This is a genomic window from Psychrobacter immobilis, from assembly GCF_904846175.1.
In the GTDB taxonomy this organism is placed as follows: domain Bacteria; phylum Pseudomonadota; class Gammaproteobacteria; order Pseudomonadales; family Moraxellaceae; genus Psychrobacter; species Psychrobacter immobilis_E.
In genome coordinates, this window is sequence record NZ_CAJGZM010000002.1 from 160,945 (window position 1) to 181,341 (window position 20,397).

Annotated in this window: 17 protein-coding genes and 2 riboswitches; of the genes, 7 read left to right on the plus strand and 10 right to left on the minus strand. The window is 43.2% G+C overall.

Features of this window, described 5'->3' with window-relative positions; all coding sequences use genetic code 11:
* Positions 1–179 precede the first annotated feature (179 nt).
* Both recR and JMW39_RS03245 read left to right on the plus strand, forming a co-directional pair.
* Positions 180–773: a recombination mediator RecR gene (recR, locus tag JMW39_RS03240; protein WP_201543755.1), complete on the plus strand. Its 594-nt coding sequence runs from the start codon at positions 180–182 to the stop codon at positions 771–773.
* A 148-nt stretch (positions 774–921) separates the two neighbouring features.
* Entirely contained in the window at positions 922–2,253 is a 1,332-nt protein-coding gene (locus JMW39_RS03245) for a ribonuclease D (protein ID WP_201543759.1), read from the plus strand.
* Between the two features lie 17 nt (positions 2,254–2,270).
* On the opposite strand, the gene JMW39_RS03250 is transcribed toward JMW39_RS03245, so the two are convergent.
* Positions 2,271–2,993 (minus strand): esterase/lipase family protein, encoded by a 723-nt coding sequence (locus JMW39_RS03250; RefSeq protein WP_201543760.1) that lies wholly within the window; start codon positions 2,991–2,993, stop codon positions 2,271–2,273.
* Positions 2,994–3,208: 215 nt separating this feature from the next.
* Between JMW39_RS03250 and JMW39_RS03255 the strand changes: the two genes are divergently transcribed.
* Positions 3,209–3,574 (plus strand): hypothetical protein, encoded by a 366-nt coding sequence (locus tag JMW39_RS03255; protein ID WP_201543762.1) that lies wholly within the window; start codon positions 3,209–3,211, stop codon positions 3,572–3,574.
* Between the two features lie 248 nt (positions 3,575–3,822).
* Here the strand turns inward: JMW39_RS03255 and gcvP are convergent, their stop codons facing one another.
* The 4 genes from gcvP to gcvT all read right to left on the minus strand — a co-directional run bounded on the left by gcvP (position 3,823) and on the right by gcvT (position 9,456).
* Entirely contained in the window at positions 3,823–6,720 is a 2,898-nt protein-coding gene (gene gcvP, locus JMW39_RS03260; protein WP_201543764.1) for an aminomethyl-transferring glycine dehydrogenase, read from the minus strand.
* Positions 6,721–6,794: 74 nt separating this feature from the next.
* A complete protein-coding gene (locus JMW39_RS03265) occupies positions 6,795–7,553 on the minus strand; it encodes a nitroreductase family protein (protein ID WP_201543766.1) in 759 nt (252 codons plus the stop codon).
* A gap of 280 nt (positions 7,554–7,833) precedes the next feature.
* Positions 7,834–8,214: a glycine cleavage system protein GcvH gene (gcvH, locus tag JMW39_RS03270; protein ID WP_011280078.1), complete on the minus strand. Its 381-nt coding sequence runs from the start codon at positions 8,212–8,214 to the stop codon at positions 7,834–7,836.
* Between the two features lie 69 nt (positions 8,215–8,283).
* Positions 8,284–9,456, minus strand: a complete 1,173-nt coding sequence (gcvT, locus tag JMW39_RS03275) for a glycine cleavage system aminomethyltransferase GcvT (protein WP_201543767.1) — start codon at positions 9,454–9,456, stop codon at positions 8,284–8,286.
* 168 nt (positions 9,457–9,624) lie between these two features.
* A riboswitch (glycine riboswitch) is annotated at positions 9,625–9,778 on the minus strand.
* 54 nt (positions 9,779–9,832) lie between these two features.
* Positions 9,833–9,968: riboswitch (glycine riboswitch) on the minus strand.
* Positions 9,969–10,299: 331 nt separating this feature from the next.
* Here gcvT and JMW39_RS03280 point away from each other — a divergent pair.
* The 4 genes from JMW39_RS03280 to JMW39_RS03295 all read left to right on the plus strand — a co-directional run bounded on the left by JMW39_RS03280 (position 10,300) and on the right by JMW39_RS03295 (position 13,968).
* A complete protein-coding gene (locus JMW39_RS03280) occupies positions 10,300–10,620 on the plus strand; it encodes a YcgL domain-containing protein (protein ID WP_201543768.1) in 321 nt (106 codons plus the stop codon).
* 288 nt (positions 10,621–10,908) lie between these two features.
* Positions 10,909–11,583 (plus strand): hypothetical protein, encoded by a 675-nt coding sequence (locus JMW39_RS03285; protein WP_201543769.1) that lies wholly within the window; start codon positions 10,909–10,911, stop codon positions 11,581–11,583.
* A gap of 200 nt (positions 11,584–11,783) precedes the next feature.
* Positions 11,784–12,650 (plus strand): AAA family ATPase, encoded by an 867-nt coding sequence (locus JMW39_RS03290; protein WP_201543770.1) that lies wholly within the window; start codon positions 11,784–11,786, stop codon positions 12,648–12,650.
* 94 nt (positions 12,651–12,744) lie between these two features.
* Entirely contained in the window at positions 12,745–13,968 is a 1,224-nt protein-coding gene (locus tag JMW39_RS03295; protein ID WP_201543771.1) for a vWA domain-containing protein, read from the plus strand.
* A 119-nt stretch (positions 13,969–14,087) separates the two neighbouring features.
* Here the strand turns inward: JMW39_RS03295 and JMW39_RS03300 are convergent, their stop codons facing one another.
* The 5 genes from JMW39_RS03300 to JMW39_RS03320 form a co-directional block, all read right to left on the minus strand.
* Complete coding sequence (locus JMW39_RS03300; RefSeq protein ID WP_201543777.1) at positions 14,088–14,930, minus strand: phosphodiester glycosidase family protein; 843 nt, start codon at positions 14,928–14,930, stop codon at positions 14,088–14,090.
* Between the two features lie 58 nt (positions 14,931–14,988).
* Positions 14,989–16,791, minus strand: coding sequence for an FMN-binding glutamate synthase family protein (locus tag JMW39_RS03305; protein WP_201543779.1), 1,803 nt, complete (start codon positions 16,789–16,791; stop codon positions 14,989–14,991).
* 570 nt (positions 16,792–17,361) lie between these two features.
* Entirely contained in the window at positions 17,362–17,820 is a 459-nt protein-coding gene (locus JMW39_RS03310; protein WP_201543781.1) for a DIP1984 family protein, read from the minus strand.
* A gap of 51 nt (positions 17,821–17,871) precedes the next feature.
* Positions 17,872–19,425 carry an LA2681 family HEPN domain-containing protein gene (locus JMW39_RS03315; RefSeq protein ID WP_201543783.1) on the minus strand — a complete coding sequence of 518 codons (1,554 nt, stop codon included), beginning with the start codon at positions 19,423–19,425 and terminating at the stop codon, positions 17,872–17,874.
* Between the two features lie 136 nt (positions 19,426–19,561).
* Positions 19,562–20,389, minus strand: coding sequence for an IclR family transcriptional regulator (locus JMW39_RS03320; RefSeq protein ID WP_201543785.1), 828 nt, complete (start codon positions 20,387–20,389; stop codon positions 19,562–19,564).
* Positions 20,390–20,397 lie beyond the last annotated feature (8 nt).

Below are 20,397 nucleotides of genomic sequence, written 5' to 3' on the forward strand. Positions count from 1 at the left end.
CTAAACTGTTTAAGACGAAACTTTTAAAGACTAATTTTTTAAAAACAAAGCCGTTAAATATTAATCTTTTAAGCGCGAAAAACTGCGGATTGAGCACAAAAACGGGGTTGTTATCGACATGATACGACCCCATTTTTATAGCTACGATTTATAAATTAAGTTAAATAAAGGAAGTTACTTTGCTGACAGCCAAATTTGATCAGCTGGTCAAACAGCTGCGTATTTTGCCAGGCGTGGGGCAAAAAAGTGCCCAACGTATGGCGCTACATCTGCTGACCAAAAAGCGTCCACAAGGTATGGCGCTAGCGCAAGCTTTGGACGAGGCGATGCGTGATATCGTCGAATGCCAGCGCTGCCACAGCTTTAGTGATGAGGCAGTTTGTCCATTATGCCAAGACCCAAGGCGTGATGATGGCTTGTTATGCGTGGTCGAAACCGCAGCAGACGTGATGGCTATCGAACAAACGGCAGGCTATCGTGGACGCTACTTTGTGTTAGGCGGTCACTTATCACCGATTGACGGAATCAGCGCTGATGATTTAAATATTGAGCAGCTGGTCTGGCGGGTTAAGCAAGAGCCTGTTGAAGAGTTGATATTGGCAACTGGTACTACCGTCGAAGGTCAAACCACCGCGCACTTTATCAGTGAAGCGGTCGGTCGTCATGTCAATAAGGTGACACGCTTGGCGCAAGGCGTGCCCATGGGCGGTGAGCTTGAGTATCTTGATAGTATGACCCTTGGCCAAGCCATGCAAAATCGTTCTTTCTTATAGTATTCTTTATAGCAATTCCATAAATTCTCTATAAAAACCAAGTCTTGTCCATTTTATTTGATGAAATTGTTATAATTGCTTTCTTATTTATTTTTATTAAGACGCAATTTAGCGTTTTATTTTCTCCTATTTATGCAGGTATCTGCCCGTGTCCAACCATGCTTCAACAGCTCCAGTCGCTGCCACCCAATCAAACCACTCAGACAGTTCTACTGCTACTGATGATGAACCTTCAAAGCTATCAATTAATAATGAGATAGCGCCAGCAGATTTGCCGCCAGAGCCGGATATCGATGCGCTATTGGACATTGCTGATGAAGCTACTGTCACTTGGGTGCGTCAGCAAGATGGTTTGGCTGAAGTTATCGATGCCTTGGCGACTTGCGGGCGAGTGGCCTTAGATACTGAATTTATCAAGCGTGATACTTATTATCCACGTTTGGCATTGGTGCAGCTCAACACCGGTAATCATGTTTATTTATTGGATGCTCCGCAATTGCAATTGGCTGAGCTGTGGCAGGCGCTGATGAAAGTGGATGTTGCTATTTGGCATGCTTGCGGTGAAGATTTAGGGATTTTTTATCTACTGTCTGGTTGTCCGCCATTGACCAATATCTTTGATACGCAAATTGCCCTATCTTATTTAACCGGTCAATTACAAATGGGCTATCAGCAGGCGCTTGATGACCAGTTAGATATGCATATTGATAAGGAACATAGTCAGTCAGACTGGTTGCAACGTCCGCTATCAGATGAGCAAGAGCAGTATGCGATTGATGACGTGCGCTTTTTGCCAGCGCTTTATTTGAGCCTTGAGTATGAGTTAAAAAAGAAAGGTTTATACGATTATGTATGGGCGGACTGCCAACTTTATGCCAGTGATTTGTATGACGCGCAGCATGTTGAAGACGACGCGATGTATCTAACGATGGCAGATTATCGTTATACTTCGGAGCAAATGGCGATACTACAAGCGGTTGCGACGTGGCGTGAGGAACTGGCGCGTGCGACCAATCAGCCGCGTACCTTTGTGATAAAAAAACAAGCAGTACGAGAGATTATCACTGAAAAGCCAAGCAATATGCGCGAGCTTGCGCATAAGACTACGATGCATCGCAGTATGCTGCGTTTATACGGTGAAGAACTGCTGAAGGTAATCAAAGAAGCAAAAAATCTGCATCCTACTGAGCACCCAGACTGTCTATTGCCGCCGTATCGTTCAAAAAACAAAATGCTGTCAAAAGCGGTGCAACAAGCAATAGACGACCAAGCAGAAAAAACCGGCGTACCTGCTAGTGTATTGATGCGTAAAAAATGGCTAGGGCAATTATATGAAGTGATTGCTCTTGATAAAGACCTAAGTGAATTACCAGAGGGGCTAAAAGGCTGGCGCAACGACTGGGTGATGCAAACCTTGATTCCGGTCATTCAAGCGCATAAAACCGAGTTGCAGCAGGGTATGGGCGTCAATGTTCGATAAGCGATAAAGAGTAGCATTTATAACTCTTTAAGTTTTTTATGGTCAAACTGTCCATGTTGTAAAAAATGTTTGGTTTGTGCGGCCACTGTTTTATCGACCAGCATGCCAGTATGAGAGACTGGTAAAATAATGTGATCGGTGGCTGCCTCTATTTTGGTTTCTTCTATATATACTGTGCCATCGTGTAGTAGATGTTCTACTGATGGCATGTTGTCTGCCTGACGTAGTTTGCGATTATGATATTGCAGAAACAACTGCCCCAAACCATAAGGACGATTTCCGGCAATTACGCCTAAGGTAAGATCCTCCGGTAAAGGTGCGACGGTGCCATCTAGTGCATCGATGTATGAGCGTCCCACCACAGCTGGGGTCAAGCGCCAAATATAATCTGCACAAACACTACCTAAATGCGGTGTCCCAAGTGTCACGCAGCGTCCAATTTGCCATTGTGGATATTCATTAACAAAATCACGAATAATCAAACCACCCAAACTATGACCGACTAAATCTATGGGCTGGTCAAGATGATGATGCGTTTCTAGCCAGTCATTTAGGCGGGCGCTATTGGTTTTGATGCCATCACGCATACTACGATAGCCATATTGATGGGTGTCAAATCCTGCTACTTGCAAGCGTTTGGCCAATGGCCGCATAATCCAAGCGGTTTGATGCAGACCATGAATCAGAATAACGCGGCTTTTTTGTTTAGGTGCTTTTTGTTGAATATCTTTTTGTGTCATCACAGTGCCCAAATGAGTAATATCATAATATTTATTATCGACGCTTTTTTATTAAAATAAGCTAACAGACAGGTTGTTTTATATTAACTCTTTAGGGGTAAAGGTTGTCAAATTATCTAGGGTATTTTTTCTTAATATTCGCGGTTCTATCGCTATCAGGATGCGTTAGTCAAGAGTTAGAAAAGCCTGTATCTGTTCTCCCAAAGGTACCAATAGTGAGCCGACAGTTAGTAGTTGAGCCGCCATTGCAAATTGCTACTTGGTCACCAACTAAATATAACGGTCGATTTAACGCTATGGGGTTTGGCTATTTAACAAAATTTGAAAATTGCCTTGCTATGACTAGGGATAGTAGAGAGCCAACGACGAAAGACAATACATATTTATTGGTATTAGCGGATACTTCATTTTCGTGGGATGCAGATAAAGAGATTCTACTGTTTGAAGAAAAATCATATAAAATTGGCGATGAGCTTTATCTTGGTGGCGGGGCATTTACTTATCCTAATGCTAACATTACAGATCAGGTAAAAGTGAGCTGGATAGAATGTGGGTTAGATAAAGGTTGGTTAGGTGGTTAAGCCTAAACAACAGCGAAAAACGTTGACAATCTATAGTCAGTAAAAAGTAATATCGATACATCACGCACTGCTGATATCAATTTTCCTTGCTTGCTGTGCCTGCGCAGACAGAGGCTACAAAAAATTGATATCAGCAATACCGTAGCGTTTTTAGGATGTTTTGACTATATATGCAAAATAAAAACCTCCAAATCAGCTGCTGATTTGGAGGTTTGTTTTTATATCAAATGTTTATAGTTGTTTGAAAACTACATGTAGTTTTCAATGCTTGGGCAAGAACACATGAGGTTTTTATCACCATAGGCGTCATCAACACGTGCCACACTCGGCCAGAACTTATTGGCGCGGATGTATGGCAGTGGGAATGCAGCAGTATCACGGCTGTAAGGATGCGACCATGTGCTGCTGGTAATCATCGCCGCAGTATGCGGTGCGTTGACCAATGGGTTGTCCTCTAACGTCCAACCATCGTCGCCAGCTTTGGCTTTCATCGCTTCGGCCTTTATGGATTTTAGCGCACTGATAAAACGATCTAACTCTTCTTTCGACTCAGACTCAGTTGGCTCAATCATCAAAGTGCCCGCGACTGGGAAGCTCATCGTTGGTGAGTGGAAACCATAGTCCATCAAGCGCTTGGCGATATCGCTTTCACTGATGCCAGTTTCTTCTTTTAACGGGCGAATATCGATGATACATTCGTGAGCGACGCGGCCGTTTTTACCGGTGTAAAGAACAGGGTAATGATCTTTAAGCTGCGCGGCAACATAGTTGGCATTTAATAGCGCAAGCTCAGTGGCTTTTAGCAAACCATCACAACCCATCATGGCAATATACATCCATGATATAGGTAAGATGCTTGCCGAACCATAAGGCGCTGCTGATACAGCTGAAAAATCATTTTGCGCGTTATGTACTGGGCTAATAGTATGGCTGGCGATAAATGGTGCCAAATGTGACTTCATGCCAATAGGGCCCATGCCTGGACCGCCGCCGCCATGTGGGATACAGAAAGTCTTGTGCAAGTTCATGTGTAGTACGTCTGCGCCAACATCAGCAGGCTGCATCATACCGACCTGCGCGTTCATGTTAGCACCGTCCATATAAACTTGACCGCCATGCTTATGAATCAAATCACAAATATGACGGATACCTTCTTCAAACACACCATGCGTTGATGGGTAAGTAATCATCAAGGCACCTAGATTGGTGCTATGCTCTTCACATTTAGCGGTTAAGTCGTCGATATCAACGTTACCGTTGTCATCAGTTTTGACCACCACCACTTGCATACCCATCATCATGGCAGTAGCAGGGTTGGTACCGTGCGCCGACATTGGAATCAAGCAAACATCACGGTCAGTTTCGCCCAATGATTCATGGTAACGACGGATTGCTAATAAACCAGCATATTCGCCTGAAGCGCCAGAGTTTGGCTGCATAGACACTTCATCAAAACCGGTGATGGCTTTGAGTTGCTCTTGCAAGCTATCAATCATAGCGATATAGCCCGTGACTTGATCGCGTGGTGCAAAAGGATGCACATTGGCAAATTCAGGCCAAGTAATCGGTAGCATCTCACTAGTAGCGTTCAATTTCATGGTACAGCTACCAAGTGAAATCATGCTACGGTTCATCGCCAAATCTTTATCTTCAAGCGACTTTAAGTAGCGCAGCATTTCATGTTCGGTATGATGCGAGTTAAATACTGGATGGCTCAAGATGTCATCGGTACGCAAGTGAGCGCTATCGAGTGATACGCTAGCTGTTTCAGGTAAACCGTGTGATTTGCTAACAAATAGCTGAGTTAAAACGTTAAAGTCTTGCTCATCACTGATTTCACTGAATGCAACGCCAAGCTTACTGTCGCCCAAACGCCATAAGTTATAGCCGACATTGTCCGCATTTTCAAAAATCTGCGTTGCAAGACTTTCTGAACCACAATCAACCACGACGGTATCGAAGAACTGATCATGTACCACGTTTAGATTGCTGTCGTTTGCTTCTCTAATGACATTAGCAAAGGCAGTGGCAAACGCATGGATACGTGTAGCGATACGCTTAACGCCATTTGGACCATGATAAACGGCGTACATACCAGCTAAGTTAGCAAGCAATACTTGCGAAGTACAGATGTTTGAGTTGGCTTTTTCGCGGCGGATATGCTGCTCGCGAGTTTGCAGCGCCATACGTAGCGCAGTATTACCTTGCGAGTCTTTTGAGACGCCAATAATACGACCAGGCGCTGAGCGTTTGGCTTTATCAGAGAAGGCAAAATAGGCGGCATGTGGACCACCAAAGCCCATTGGAATACCAAAACGCTGGGTACTACCCAATGCCACGTCTGCGCCCATATCGGCTGGCGATTTTAATAACACCAAGCTCATGATGTCGCTGACGACACTCACATAAGTTTTATTTTTCTTCACCGCCGCGATAACGTCGGTCAAGTCTTTAACATCGCCTTCTTGACCGACGTATTGGAAAATAGCACCGAAATAGTCGCCTGATTTAGCCAATTCGAAATCACCAACGATTACTTCCCAACCAAAATACTTGGCACGAGTATTGATGACATCTAAGGTTTGCGGGTAGATACGGTCATCAACAAAAAACTGCGTTGATTTGCTTTTGCTCACACGCTTTGACATCGCCATCGCTTCTGCAGCAGCAGTTGCTTCATCAAGCAACGACGCGCCAGCAAGCTCAAGACCCGTCAAATCAATACATACTTGTTGGAAATTAAGCAGGGCTTCTAGGCGACCTTGGGCAATTTCTGCTTGATAAGGCGTATAAGCGGTGTACCAGCCTGGGTTTTCAAGAACGTTACGCTGAATAACCGCTGGCATGCGTACTGGCGAATAGCCTTGACCGATATAGCTTTTATTAACCGTGATGTCGTCTGCCATGGTACGCAATTTAGCAAGTGCAGCATGCTCACTCATCGCCACTGGCAAATCTAGCTCTTTATGCAAGCGCACTGGCTCAGGCACGGTATCATTGATAAAGCTTGCCATATCGTTATAACCAATTGCACTGAGCAAATCAGCTTGTTTGGCATCATTTGAGCCTAAATGACGATAGACAAATTCAGCTTCGTTGAATAAACCTTTGAAAGTATCAAACGTTGGGTTTTGAGAGATAGTCATAACAGTCCTTGATAAAAGGGATGATAAAGGAGATGGCTAAAATAACTGACAATAAATAATGACGGCTTACGTTTTTATACGTAATGAACAAACTGTTCTTGGTCAAAGCGGAACTGGGTGTTGTAGACACCATTATCAGCACGCTCGCCAGCACCAATCATCATAATGATATGGTGATCGTTACTTAAATTTAATAAGCGTTTCATAGCAGGCTCATCAAAGCCGCCCATCGGACAGCTATCAAAACCGTGCGCGCGTAGGGCAAGCATTAGGTTTTCAGCTGCAAGAGCAGTATTGTTGGTGGCCCAGTTTTTGGTGTCTTCAAAGGTATAGTAGGGTGATTTGATCGGACCTTTTACTCGTCTGACAACCTGCGTCGCGCCCCATTTAGCTGCTGAAATTACGTTGACCGGTCCTCGCAAGAAGTCCATGGTCACAACTTTGTTATAGTAGCCTTTGACCTTTTTTGGCACTGGCGTATCGGGGTATTCACGTAAGATTTGCTTGGCGTGATCTTGCCAGATATCCGTACGCGCAACGACCGCGATTAAGCGAGCTGAAGTTTTTGCCGCGTTTTGATTCATGCAGTTTTTTACCGCGCGTTTGCGCTTGTCCGCATCATCAATCACATAAAATTCCCACGGCTGTAGATTACTCGAGTTCGGCGCGAGCATGGCCAAACGCAGACAATCTGCTAACACGTCATCAGGTATCTTTGTGTCGGTAAAGCGACGAACGGAACGACGTGACTCAACCACTTCGCGAAACGCTTGTAGCTGAGGCGTATTATCAGGCGTGGCAAAGCTTGCTTGCTTATCAGTGCTAGAGGTCATATTAGAATCCATACTGGGAATTGAATGATCAACTTAGGTCAGTATTGAGTATCTCTTTTCAATAGTGTCTGACAAGTGATGAATATGAGTAAATCGAACAGCAGTCGGCAGTAGTCAATTGAGCGATAAATATTTTAGATAAATGCGTACAGATATCAGCTGACGCCAATATCTGTCATAACAAGTTATATTTTTCAAGCTACATTTTTTAAAGTTGCAAATAGTGATATTTTATTTCAGTCAAATACCGCTTTTAAAGGGATGAGCAAAGCTGCTGATATTACAACTCGTTTTCGTACTCATCAGCAGTCAGCAGCGCTTCGTAGTCAGCGATGTTGTCAGGCTTCATTCTAAAGAACCAACCTTCACCGTATGGGTCAGAGTTGATGATTTCCGGATCGTCTTCTAGTGCTTCGTTGATCGCAACGACTTCACCTGAGATAGGCGCGTAAACGTCAGAGGCCGCTTTTACTGATTCTACGACTGAGATTTCGTCATCAACCGCGATGATGTCACCCACGTCTGGCAATTCAACAAATACCACGTCACCCAATAGGTCTTGAGCATGGTCAGTGATACCAACAGTGATAGTACCGTCGTCTTCTAGGCGTAGCCACTCGTGGCTGGCGATGTATTTTAGTTCTGCTGGGATATTGCTCATGGTCTCTCTCCTAAGTGATAGAGGATGGTTTACAAAAATAGTGGAAGCTAATAATAGAATTTATAATGCCTACGCGTCAAACTGTTGCTTACCATTACGGACAAACGGTAGCTTAAGTACACGTACATCAACGAATTTACCTTTGCCGCGCAAATCGACTTGCACGCTGTCATCGTCTGATAAGCTGGCAGGTACACGGGCAATGGCAATCGAATTTTTTAGGCTAGGGGAGAAGGTGCCACTGGTGATGATGCCAGTTTGCTCATTATCCGTGCCTTGATTGATGGTTACTGTCATGCCTTCACGCAATACACCGCGTGTTGTCAGTAGTAGACCTACTTGCTTCATGGCGGTGTTGTCGTCTTTTGCTTGCTGGCGTTTACTAACTAAGGCTTCACGACCGATAAAATCACGCTCGTCTTTTAGCGCCAGTGTCCAGCCCATGTTGCATTCATAAGGACTGGTTTCTTCATTCATATCATGACCGTAGAGGTTCATGCCCGCTTCCATACGCAAGGTATCACGCGCGCCAAGACCCGCAGGTTTAACGCCATTGGCTTTCAATTGCTCAAAGAAGGCTGGTGCCTCATCGCCATGCATAATCACTTCGACGCCATCTTCACCCGTGTAGCCGGTACGAGCAACGAACCAATCGGTGCCTTCGATGTCTGTCAAGTCAGCACCAACGAAATGTTTAAGACCAGCCAAGGTATCGGCCCAACTTGGTTTGGTTTGCGCCAGCTTTTCAACGGCGTTTGGGCCTTGAACGGCAATCATAGCAAGCTCTGGGCGCTCGGTGATGGTGATATCGAAACCTTTGGCGACTTTTTCAAATTGTGCCATGTCTTTATCGCGAGTGGCGGCGTTTGAGACGATACGGTATTCGGTGGCGTCTTCATTCATCAGGTAGACGATTAAGTCATCGATGATGGCGCCTTCTTCATTCAGCATTGGAGAATATAGCGCTTTACCAACGGTTTTTAATTTATCAACATCATTGGCAAGCAGTTTTTGTAGCCATGCTTTGGCATCGCTACCTTTAACATCGGCGACAACCATATGTGAGACGTCAAACATACCAGCATCGGTACGCACCGCTTCGTGCTCTTCGATTTGTGAACCATAATGGATTGGTAATTCCCAACCAGAAAAATCTACCAGTTTGCCCTCACTATCAACATGAGACTGGTAAAGAGGCGTGCGTTTAGGGGCTGAGGTGTTGGTGTTTTGAGTGTCGGTCATAACAAATCCTTATGTGGACATCAGTCGTACTCGGTAGAGTAATGAGTGATGTGCAGTATCATAGTAGCGAGAAACAACATTGCAGGGTGCAAGCATTGCAACCAAGGGTAGCACAGAAAAAAAAGATAAAGCAGTAAGCCAAACCAACGCTGAACGTCGATTTAAGCAGAAGCCCTATCTGTCCTGTAACCTGAGATTTTCAACACGAACCATCATTTTTTGTCTAAGCATTTGCTTGCAGAACAATGGCAATGATGTCGCATTTTCTCCCCTTCGGTGGGTAAGGCGTCGTCCGCACTTACCGCTCTCCAGATTTGTTATGCCTTGTATTTGGGTGTGCTACGCGATTGACGGTAGACAGCGAAACAGTCGTGACATGTGTTTTTCAGTCCTTTTACCTGAGCGATTGGCAGGGTGGATGCGCCTTCGGTGGTCTTGTCGCAATGATCAATGCAAATCATTAAATGAGTGCACTCGATATCGTGCTAAAGACTCTCTCCTGAAAAACGCTTTTATTATGAAAGGTTAATGGTTTTTTTACAAGCCACCACATGCATTAAAGTGAGTAATTTAACCAAAATGCGCTTGTCTAGAGATATTGAGGTAAATAAACCGCTAAAAAAGCCAATTTCTTATACCTCTATACGGCAACATAAAGCCATCCCTAGCTATCTCTGCAAAACCTGCTACGCAAAGCCACTATTGAAAATCAGACAAATTATGCTAGGCTAGCAGCCATTATTCCTATCTTTCTCATTCATTTAATTTAAGCTATTTAGTAGCAGTCATTTAATAGCGATTTTGATAGATGATTTTAACCTTTAGTATGCAATAGGTGTCTTTATGCATTGCGATATTTATAAGTTTCCCAAGCACGATGATATGTATGTTTACATCGCGCGTCCTGATTATCCTGACGATACCGACGAGATTAAAGACTGGCTTGGGGTATTACCAAAAGACTTCCGGGCAGGCTTAGGGCGTAGCAAATTTGTCATGCATTTAGATTTGGTAACCACGCCAAAATTAGCGCGCGTTGATAAAGAAGAAGTATTGGCGAAATTACAATCGCAAGGGTATTTTGTACAAATGCCGCCACAAGATGTCATGCGTCGCCAAGCAGAGCTGCGCGCCCGTGAAGCCCAAGATAATATTTACGATTAGTGCGCTGGTATCACAAAAATAGCTCTGAGCTATTTTTAATGGTTTGCTAAAAAGTGGGGTTTTGAAACTATAGCGTTTTAAAATTGATAGGCTTAAAAGTCAGCGATAAAAAATCTACTAAAAATCTGCATGCATGCATTTTGGTAGAAAGTCGTGATAAACTAGCAGGCCATATACGTGACAAAATAGAATATATGGCAAGACAGACTTAGATACATTGGCTTAAAGACCTAGGCTTAAAAACAAAAAAGTGACGCACGATTTATCAACGCAGGTAACTAAACACGCATGGACTGGTTAAAAGGTATTGTAAGCAGCTTACCGCTGGAAGCCATTAGTGATATTCTCGGTGAGATTACGATTTGGTGGGGGCAGTTGGTAAAAGACGTGCCAGCCGCAGACTTACCTATGTATGCGTATCTTGGCGGCGTCATTATCGTTTTGATACTCTGGGTATTGGTTGCTCGCGTTTTGCCGCGCCCACTTGGCGGTATGAGCTGGATGATATTATTTGCCGTTTTGCTTGCCCCAGGCACGGCGCTTGGTGATCCCAGCGTGATTGCACCGGCCAGTATCAGTGTTGTCTACGCTATTATGATGAAAGATACGGCTGGCGCGATTGCTAATATGTTGCCGATACTCGTTGTATTGGTCGTGGGCTTGTTTGTTGGCTTTGTTTGGCAACTGATTCGCGGCGCGTTCGAGTCAAGTTTAGATAAAGCACGCAGCCGTACCGCAGAAGATACGCAAGCGACTATGCAGCTAACTACAGGTAACTATTTGGTAGACGATGCTGGTTTAGTCGAGTCGTATGATTTAGCAAAGCCATCTGATCATTCATCATTGATGTCTAAACCTGAAATGGCTAAGACTGAAATAAGTAAGACAGAAGCTGAAGTCCGTTTAGCAAAAGGCGATAAGCTATCGAAACAAGCTGAGAATGATAAATCTGACCAGCTTTAGAATAATATTAGATTTGATTGACTAAGATAGAAGACACCCTGCGTGTCTTTTTTTATGCCAAGCCGTTTTTATTTGTTAGCAACTGCGAACGCATGAGTATTTTGGCAATCAAGGTAGCTGTGCTAGTCTAATTCATTGTTTATCACACATCAAATACCTCTTAATTCTTTTAATTTATAACAATAACTGAGACTTAATTTATGACAAACACGACGGATAAAACCAAGAAAAGCTTTACTGGCACGCAAAGCTATATCGCCACCGATGATTTACAACTGGCAGTCAACGCGGCGATGACGCTACAAAAGCCGCTACTTATCAAAGGTGAGCCTGGTACCGGTAAAACCTTACTGGCTGAAGAAGTTGCTGAAAGTCTGGGTATGCCGCTGATTACGTGGCACATTAAATCAACCACCAAGGCTGAGCAAGGCCTGTACGAATACGATGCGGTATCGCGCTTAAGAGACTCTCAATTGGGCGATGATAAGGTGTATGAGATTGGCAACTATATTAAGCCCGGTAAGCTGTGGGAGGCATTTACTAGCAGCGAGCGCAGTGTGTTATTGATTGATGAGATTGATAAAGCTGATATCGAGTTCCCGAATGACTTGCTACATGAGCTCGATAAGATGTCATTTTACGTCTATGAGACGGGTGAGACCATCACCGCCGAGCAGCGTCCAGTGGTAATTATCACTTCAAACAATGAAAAAGAGCTCCCAGATGCCTTCTTGCGTCGGTGCTTCTTTCATTATATCGACTTCCCAGAAGAAGAAACCATGCGTCAAATCATCGACGTACATTTCCCCAATATCCAAGAAAAGCTGGTTAATGATGCATTGGATATCTTTTATAAATTACGCAATATTCAGGGACTTAAAAAACCACCATCAACGTCAGAATTGGTTGATTGGTTGACATTGTTATTGGCAGATGACATGGCACAAGCAGAGTTAGAAGAAAACTTGCGCGGCGAAAAGTCTATCCCACCATTATATGGCGCGCTGCTTAAAAATGAAGCCGATGTGAGCTTGCTGCAGCGCTTTGCTAACATGATGCGTCGTTAAGTCACAGACCATTTATCATGATTAAAGCTTATGATTGAAGTTAATGAAACGGCTTCACTCGTCACCATATCAGCCAATAAGTGATACGACTCTTATGTTTATCAAATTGTTCTATACCTTACGTACTTACGGTGTGCCGGTCAGTACGCGCGAGCTACTTGACTTAAATGCTGCGTTAGATCAAGGGCTGATGATGCAGCCACATCCTGAAAATTCAGCGCTGTCTACCTTTGCCAGCCGCGAAGATATGTATCGGCTGATTCGGCTTTGTATGGTCAAAGACGAGCGCCATTTTGATAAGTTTGATCGCGCCATGTCTGACTATTTTGAGGGTGTTGATAGTCTTGATATGGATGAGCTGATGGCAAAGCTAACTGACGTCCCTAAAGAGTGGCTAGATTTAAAGCTCGACCCAAAAGATCTAACCGAAGAGCAGCGCCGCTTGCTAAAAAAATACGGCTCATTAGAGGAGCTTATGAAAGCGCTTGAAGAGCGTCTTAAAGAGCAAAAAGAGCGTCATCAAGGTGGTAGTAAATGGGTCGGCACTGGCGGTACGTCACCGTTTGGTGCCTATGGCGACCATCCAGAAGGGGTGCGCGTCGGCGGTGAGTCGCGTAAGCGCAGCGCTGCTAAAGTGTGGGAGCAGCGAAAATATCGCAACCTCGATGATGACAGTCAGCTTGGTACGCGCCAAATTCAAATGGCGCTACGGAACTTGCGCCAGTTTGCGCGTACAGGTAGCGCCGATGAGCTAGATATTCATGAGACTATTAAGCGCACGGCGAAAAAAGGCGTACTCGATATTCATATGCAAGCTGAGCGCCGCAACCGCGTCAAAGTGCTAATGCTATTTGATGTTGGGGGCAGTATGGATATCCATGTGGAAGCTTTAGAAAAACTGTTTTCTGCCGCTAGAAATGAATTTAAAACCTTAGAGTTTTTTTATTTTCATAACTGCTTATATGATTATGTCTGGAAGGATAATAATCGTCGCCATAGTGCTCCGATGCCAACGTACGAGCTGCTCAATAAGTACGGCCGTGAATATCGCGTGATATTCGTTGGTGATGCGTCGATGTCGCCCTATGAGCTGATGACGGTCGGCGGTAGTGTTGAGTATATGAATAATGAGGCGGGTATCGTTTGGCTTAAGCGAGTGCTTGCGCATTTTGATAAAGTCGCTTGGCTCAATCCTGAAAATCCTACTTATTGGCAATATACGCAAACCATCGTTGAGATTAAAAAACTCTTCGACAATAAAATGTATCCGATGACCTTGCATGGGGTGGAAGAGATGACCAATTATCTGGCGCGCTAATTGATAATTGTAAGAATCATTTGCTTTATTTATTATTGAAACACTCATAAAAATAGCCGTTATAAAATATAGCGGCTATTTTTTTTATTTCTATTTTTTTTGTTATTACTCTTTCTTTTCTAATTCTTTGTTTCTGTCAGCCCAATCATCACGCCCATCTCTTTTTTATCATACTTATCGATAGTCGGTGCATAGAGTGCCGAAGCAATACCACCATCTAAAAATAATGCATTTGGACAGTTTAATTCATCTTTAAACAGCGCAGCAAATTGATAAAAGCTCACCGGCGCTTCACTATTAACAAATTGTATACTACCGTCACTGCAAGCACCGGCACCATTACGCAGCTTAAGCGAGGTACTGTCAGGATTGAACTGTGGGTGAATCTCATTATTAATCACCAACATAGGACCTGATTGCGTCGCATACCAAGGTTGTGCGCTGCCACTTTTGAGCTGCTCATTTAAAGCGTTGCTTTCAGTAATTTGCACCTTGCCAGACTTATCCCACCACATCACGCCATTGGGCAATAGATGAAAGTTACCGCCGCCTTCGTTAAGGTTTAGCGCGCGCAGCTCTTTACCTTCGATAACGGTATAGCCAATCGGGGCATAATTTTCATTATACATGCCAGCATTCATGGCAAAATTCAGCGTTTGATTACAGGGCAGTGATGCTAATAAATTATCGAAAGTTAGTAGTGGCTGGTTGTTATTAGCACTGCTATCCGCTTGCTGCCAAAACAGCTGCAATGAATAGCGTGGGTCTGATAACGCCTGCACTTCGATACGACAAACGCTATAAGCAAAGGGCACGTTTTGCGACTGACATGACCAGTTCTCGCTATCATTGCTTATCGCGTCATTGTTTACATCGTCTATTGGTTGACAGGCGCTGATGCTTAATGCAACGAGCGCTGCCGTCAACAGTGAGTAAGATAACGTAAAAATAGAACTTGGCATCGATGACTTATCTTTATGGTAGGGATAAAGTTTATCTGTCTTAAGGATTTAATGACCTTTAATCATCTAGTGATGGAATTTCACGAAAAGTATTATTGACGTTACCAATTAATAAACCACCATCGATAAGATCTACCGAATCATCTGGGTGCAAGTTTGTAGGGGCACTGGTTTCTTTACCTCGATCACGCGAGTCTTTGTTATAAGCAATCAGCGCATCATTATTGGCGAGGAAGCTGTCAGGATTTGCCATGACCCACATTTGGTTAAAGACGTCAGCACGGGCATTTTGTTCAAGCAGTGCGCCTTGGTCGGCAAAGTAAAAGAACTTCGATAATAGCTTGATTTGGCCATCGTCTAAACGGCGCGCAATATGATACGGCTGCAACTGGCTTGGATGCTGAAGACCAACCGCGCCCACGATACTGGCAAGTGATTTAAGGGTGTTTTTATGGAAGCTTGCCACGCGCTCAGCTTTACTCGGCACATCGAGCGCTTTTTGACGATACGGATCTTGGGTTGCAACCCCAGTTGGGCAGGTATTAGTATGACATGAGCGCGATTGAATACAACCAACGGCAAACATAAAGCCGCGCGCTGAGTTACACCAATCAGCGCCCAGCGCAATCATACGTGCAATATCAAAGCCTGAAACGATTTTACCACTGACGCCAATTTTAATCTTGTCGCGGATACCAGCGCCGACCAAGGTATTATGAACTAACATAAACCCTTCGACCATAGGCATACCAACGTTGTCCATAAATTCCACGGGCGCTGCGCCTGTACCGCCTTCTGCGCCATCGATCACGATAAAGTCAGGATAGTTATCCGTCTCTATCATGGCCTTTACGATTGCCATAAACTGCCACGGTTGACCGACACATAACTTAAAGCCGACGGGCTTGCCACCTGATAAATCACGCAGCTGCTGCCAAAAAGCAACCAACTCGCGTGGTGTATTAAATGCGCTGTGCGACGAGGGCGAGACGCAATCTTGTCCGAGCGGCACTTCACGCGTTTCAGCGATTTCAGGGGTAATTTTTTCGGCGGGCAAGACGCCGCCTTGACCTGGCTTTGCGCCTTGTGAGAGTTTAATCTCAATCATTTTTACTTGTGGGTCGACCGCTTTTTCGGCAAAGGATTGTGCATCGAAATTACCATTTGCATCACGGCAACCAAAATAACCCGTACCCAGCTCCCAAATCAAATCGCCACCGAACTTACGATGATAAGGGCTAATCGCGCCTTCGCCAGTATCATGAGTAAAACCGCCCATTTTTGCGCCTTGATTGAGCGCCATAATGGCATTGGCTGATAAACTACCAAAACTCATCGCTGAGATATTAAATACTGACATATCATGCGGCTGCTGACAACGCTCACCGCCGACGATAATACGAAAGTCTTTATTTTCTAAAGGTTGACTGACGGCTGATTGTAAAAACCATTCTTTACCGTGCGCATATAAATTATCAAGCGTACCAAAAGCATTGGTATCACTGACATTTTTGGCCCGTTGATAAACCAGCGCGCGCTGCTGGCGTGAAAAGGGAACTTGTTCTTTGTCATTTTCTAATAGATATTGACGAATCTCAGGACGGAAGTCTTCAAGCACATAGCGAATATGACCAGCAACCGGATAGTTTCTTAAGATGGCATGCTTTGATTGTATGACATCATAAATTCCCAAACATACACCCAGCCCGCCAAGAATGATCAGCCACCAATTCATCAATAACAGCCCTGCTATAAACAACAAGGCAGCGGCGGCAAAAGTACTATAGCGCAACATGACGCCCACTAAATAAGGAGAGTCATGTTTGGGTTTTGGATTTAGATTGGTACGAGATTGGGGCATAACGATACTCAACAGTGATACGTAAATAATAAAAACGCGACGGTAAGAAAATAAACCATCAATAACAAAATAACCATGTCATAAACATGGTTATTGAGTGTGGTTTAAATGCTTAAATTTATCGCGTACATCATACACATATGATATCACTGCGACGGTTTAATTGGGTAACAGAGTGCTAATTTTGCTCTCAGAATGACAGTTTTCAGACGTAAACTGCTTTGATTAATTGTCTTAAATGATTTTCTACTGACGGTTTGGCGTAGAAGATAAGGAAATGGCATTCAGTGGCACTAGCAAAAAGGTGCAAAGTATTAAAACTAAGATTGAAACCGACTGTCAGTGTCTGGTAGTAAGGTCTAAATGGTGCCTTGTGAGCGGTGACGGGTGCAGGGCATGAGTAGTAAAAAAAGCGTCTGCCCGCAACGCGTGACGGACACTACAGTATATTTTCAACCCCCTGTTGTGTAGGTTTGGGGTCTGACACTCGCCCAGTCGGTTCCAAAGAGGCAGTCCATGCGCTTATATAAAGCACATAGAAAATTCTAAAACTAACAGTTCAAAAGTTAGTTATTCAACAAGGTCAATTTGCCAGTTATTGGCTTGAATGACAATATTAATCTTGCGTAGCTTCATCGCGATGTCATCGGCTTGCTTTTGTAAGCCTGCGACTGAGATCATAATATTCCATTTAATCTCGCGAGGGCTATAACGGTCAGCCTCGCTGCCCGTGGCTTCAATGGTCTCAATCAATAATTTATGACGCATCTCTAATGTATCACGCTCGACCAATAACGTCAGCATCGACTGACCTTTATCCGTCATTGCAATGGCATTGGTACGATGAATACGTTCAATGAGAATGGATAATTCGGTAATGATTTGGCTGGCTTCAATCATCAGCGCGTTTGGGTCTTCGTTTGGCGTATCGCCTTCTTGGACTTTGACGTTGCTACGAATACGCCCTTTAATTTGGGCAAGCTTCTTTTGCATATCGCTACGGATGAGTAGGGTTTCGGCGAGTTTCATAAATTTCTCTCTCTGCATAGTTCTATGTTGAAATAAATTTCTAGAGTCCTTTTATTCTTCTTTTTCTGCTTTAATTCTAACTGCGTAGACGAAAGAAAAGATTGCTGAACGAGTTAGCTGTAATATGTGTTCAGTGCTTTCTAAAAATTCATCTTCTGAAATAAATTCTGCATTATTATAGTATCTAATTGAGTCTTTAATTTCTTTTGGTTCTTTATTTTCATAGATGAATACAAAATTATGCTCTAAAGAATTACGGCATTTCTTATAAAAACTTAGCTCACCTTTAGCCTGATGGTTTAAATCACATGCGATACTGAACAGTCCAATTAATCCAGTATTATTCAATTCCTCAAATCTCTTCAATCTTTCTTGTATATCGAGCCTCCAGAAAGTAGGAAAATATATATTACCCTTAGTTTTAAAGTCAAATAATAGGTCTGTAGCATTTGCTATTTTATCTAAAATTCCAAAGCATAATCTAAAAGCAGTCCGAAGCTTTTCAATATCTATGCTTAGTATTTCATTATCATATAATTCTGAATAACAAGCCTCATCTTCAATAGAATGATTTCTATCAGCTGTTTTGTATTCAAATAGCATTAGTCGAGCAAGTCCAAATTCAGACTTTAGCCTGTTAAGGACTTTTTCCATAGGATATATGAAATCCCCATTAATAGGTCTATTAGTCAATGGAATTGTTAAATTATCACGGGCACTTCCATAGCATTTGCAATACAATCCATGCTCACTAAGACTTAAGAAATTATCTAAACACCATTTTCGAAATGTTGATAAGGATTGGTATTCTTGCTCATCTAAATGGCTATCATCTTCTATAGCTATTCCCATATCCAAACAATCTTTTTCGATATCACTATCTATTTTCTCAGCTCTAATGAGATAAGATTTTGCCCAATCATGTGGTAGTTTGCTAGACTTGCTAGCATTTCTAAAACCTAGAGCAATCTCTCTACCTTGCTTAATTGAGGAAAAGTTATTTATTTGACTTATTACACTTAAACACTCACTTCGATTTGTCCAAGCTTGTGGAATGTCTAAGTTCATTGCAATAACTTGATCGTACAAAGCTAAAGCCTCTGAAAATCTATATTGTCTCTGTAAATTTATAGCTAAATTAACAAGGTAATCAGGTAGGGGGTCTATACTTTGTTTTCTGCAAGATAAGACAGCTTTAAAAAACAGAGAACTCACTTCTACAAGTTGCTTTATTAGTTCTACATTGGTATCAAGTTGATCTCCAAATGCGCTTCGAATTAGATTACTTTTTGCATTCCCTAGATTATAGTAATAACTATCGCAAGTTAAAATACTTGCAAAAACTTCAGACTCCATTATGTTAATACCCAGCTCAGCTGCTTTATTATTTGAAGCCATGTTGCCTAAATCAACAAACAACATTCCTAGCCTATACAGTGTAGAACAGAAATTTGGTTCAGTAGAATTACTAACTTCTTCTAAAAGATCTTTCAGATATAAGCATAGTTTATAGCTTTCTTCAAACTGCCCCTTTTCAATCATTTTAGATGCATTGGCTAGCTGCAAGTTTGTATAAGTAATTTTGGAGTAATCCGTATCTTCCATAACATTTCCTTAATAAAAAATATTAAATTTAGCCCTTAATACAAACCACCTACATCAAGGTATGCATCACTTTTTTTTCATCACATTATAAGTATCTTTATACGCCGCTGAAAAATTAATAAGTCAGTTACCTTCTCTAACCACCACTCCCAATCCTTTCAGCCAACGCTTGTAGTTTTGGCACAATCATCGCCGCATAATCGTCGCTTTGCCAGTTGGCACTCGGCACACTGGCATTGAGCGAATAAGCATATTGCCCAGTCGCAACATCATATATCCCAACAGCTACTGCCAATATATCCGTAGAAAACTCACCATCTGATACCGTATAGCCATGCGCTCTATAATGCTCTGCAGCATCAGAGAGAGCAGACTGCGCATGGTTATAATCTTCTGTAGATAAGTGCTCTTGTAAATTATTACGAATTGAAGCCTGTCTTGCTGGCGAGCTAGCCGCATAAAAAGCGCGTCCAATAGCGGTTCGGGCGACAGGCACTGCTGAGCCAACTTGCAAATTGACCGATAGGCGAGCAGGGCTACGACAACAAGCGTGATAGCGCATTTCTCCTTCGACCTCGGTTGCCAAGTTTACTGATACCTCATTGCTAATAGCAAACTGTCGTAGTAACGGTTCAGCTGCCGCCACCATGTCATGACGACTCCATGCAGTGGCGCTAAGTCGCACCGCGCTACTGCCCAATTGATACTGTCCGTGCTCCGTAATACGCAAAAATCCAAGCGTCATCAAGGTATGAATCAGACGCGTGATGGTCGCTTTAGGCAGTCCGGTCATTTGACATAACTGTTGATGACTCAGCTGCTCATGATGCTCAAATGCTGATAACAGAGTCAGTCCACGCCCCAATGCAGTGACGAATTGTCTGTCATTATCATCTTTACTCTTCTCAAGGATGCTATTCATTCGAGTCAGTAATGGTAGAGCTGCTGATATATTTTTTGTCATTTTATACT

What these genes read in the sequence shown, in the direction of transcription:
- gcvT (WP_201543767.1), bottom strand. Translation starts at nt 9,456, where the DNA reads ATGACCGACACTCAAAACACCAACACCTCAGCCCCTAAACGCACGCCT.
- JMW39_RS03265 (WP_201543766.1), bottom strand. Translation starts at nt 7,553, where the DNA reads ATGACCTCTAGCACTGATAAGCAAGCAAGCTTTGCCACGCCTGATAAT.
- gcvH (WP_011280078.1), bottom strand. Translation starts at nt 8,214, where the DNA reads ATGAGCAATATCCCAGCAGAACTAAAATACATCGCCAGCCACGAGTGG.
- JMW39_RS03300 (WP_201543777.1), bottom strand. Translation starts at nt 14,930, where the DNA reads ATGCCAAGTTCTATTTTTACGTTATCTTACTCACTGTTGACGGCAGCG.
- JMW39_RS03250 (WP_201543760.1), bottom strand. Translation starts at nt 2,993, where the DNA reads ATGACACAAAAAGATATTCAACAAAAAGCACCTAAACAAAAAAGCCGC.
- JMW39_RS03280 (WP_201543768.1), top strand. Translation starts at nt 10,300, where the DNA reads ATGCATTGCGATATTTATAAGTTTCCCAAGCACGATGATATGTATGTT.
- JMW39_RS03315 (WP_201543783.1), bottom strand. Translation starts at nt 19,425, where the DNA reads ATGGAAGATACGGATTACTCCAAAATTACTTATACAAACTTGCAGCTA.
- JMW39_RS03295 (WP_201543771.1), top strand. Translation starts at nt 12,745, where the DNA reads ATGTTTATCAAATTGTTCTATACCTTACGTACTTACGGTGTGCCGGTC.
- gcvP (WP_201543764.1), bottom strand. Translation starts at nt 6,720, where the DNA reads ATGACTATCTCTCAAAACCCAACGTTTGATACTTTCAAAGGTTTATTC.
- JMW39_RS03320 (WP_201543785.1), bottom strand. Translation starts at nt 20,389, where the DNA reads ATGACAAAAAATATATCAGCAGCTCTACCATTACTGACTCGAATGAAT.
- JMW39_RS03305 (WP_201543779.1), bottom strand. Translation starts at nt 16,791, where the DNA reads ATGCCCCAATCTCGTACCAATCTAAATCCAAAACCCAAACATGACTCT.
- JMW39_RS03285 (WP_201543769.1), top strand. Translation starts at nt 10,909, where the DNA reads ATGGACTGGTTAAAAGGTATTGTAAGCAGCTTACCGCTGGAAGCCATT.
- JMW39_RS03310 (WP_201543781.1), bottom strand. Translation starts at nt 17,820, where the DNA reads ATGAAACTCGCCGAAACCCTACTCATCCGTAGCGATATGCAAAAGAAG.
- JMW39_RS03290 (WP_201543770.1), top strand. Translation starts at nt 11,784, where the DNA reads ATGACAAACACGACGGATAAAACCAAGAAAAGCTTTACTGGCACGCAA.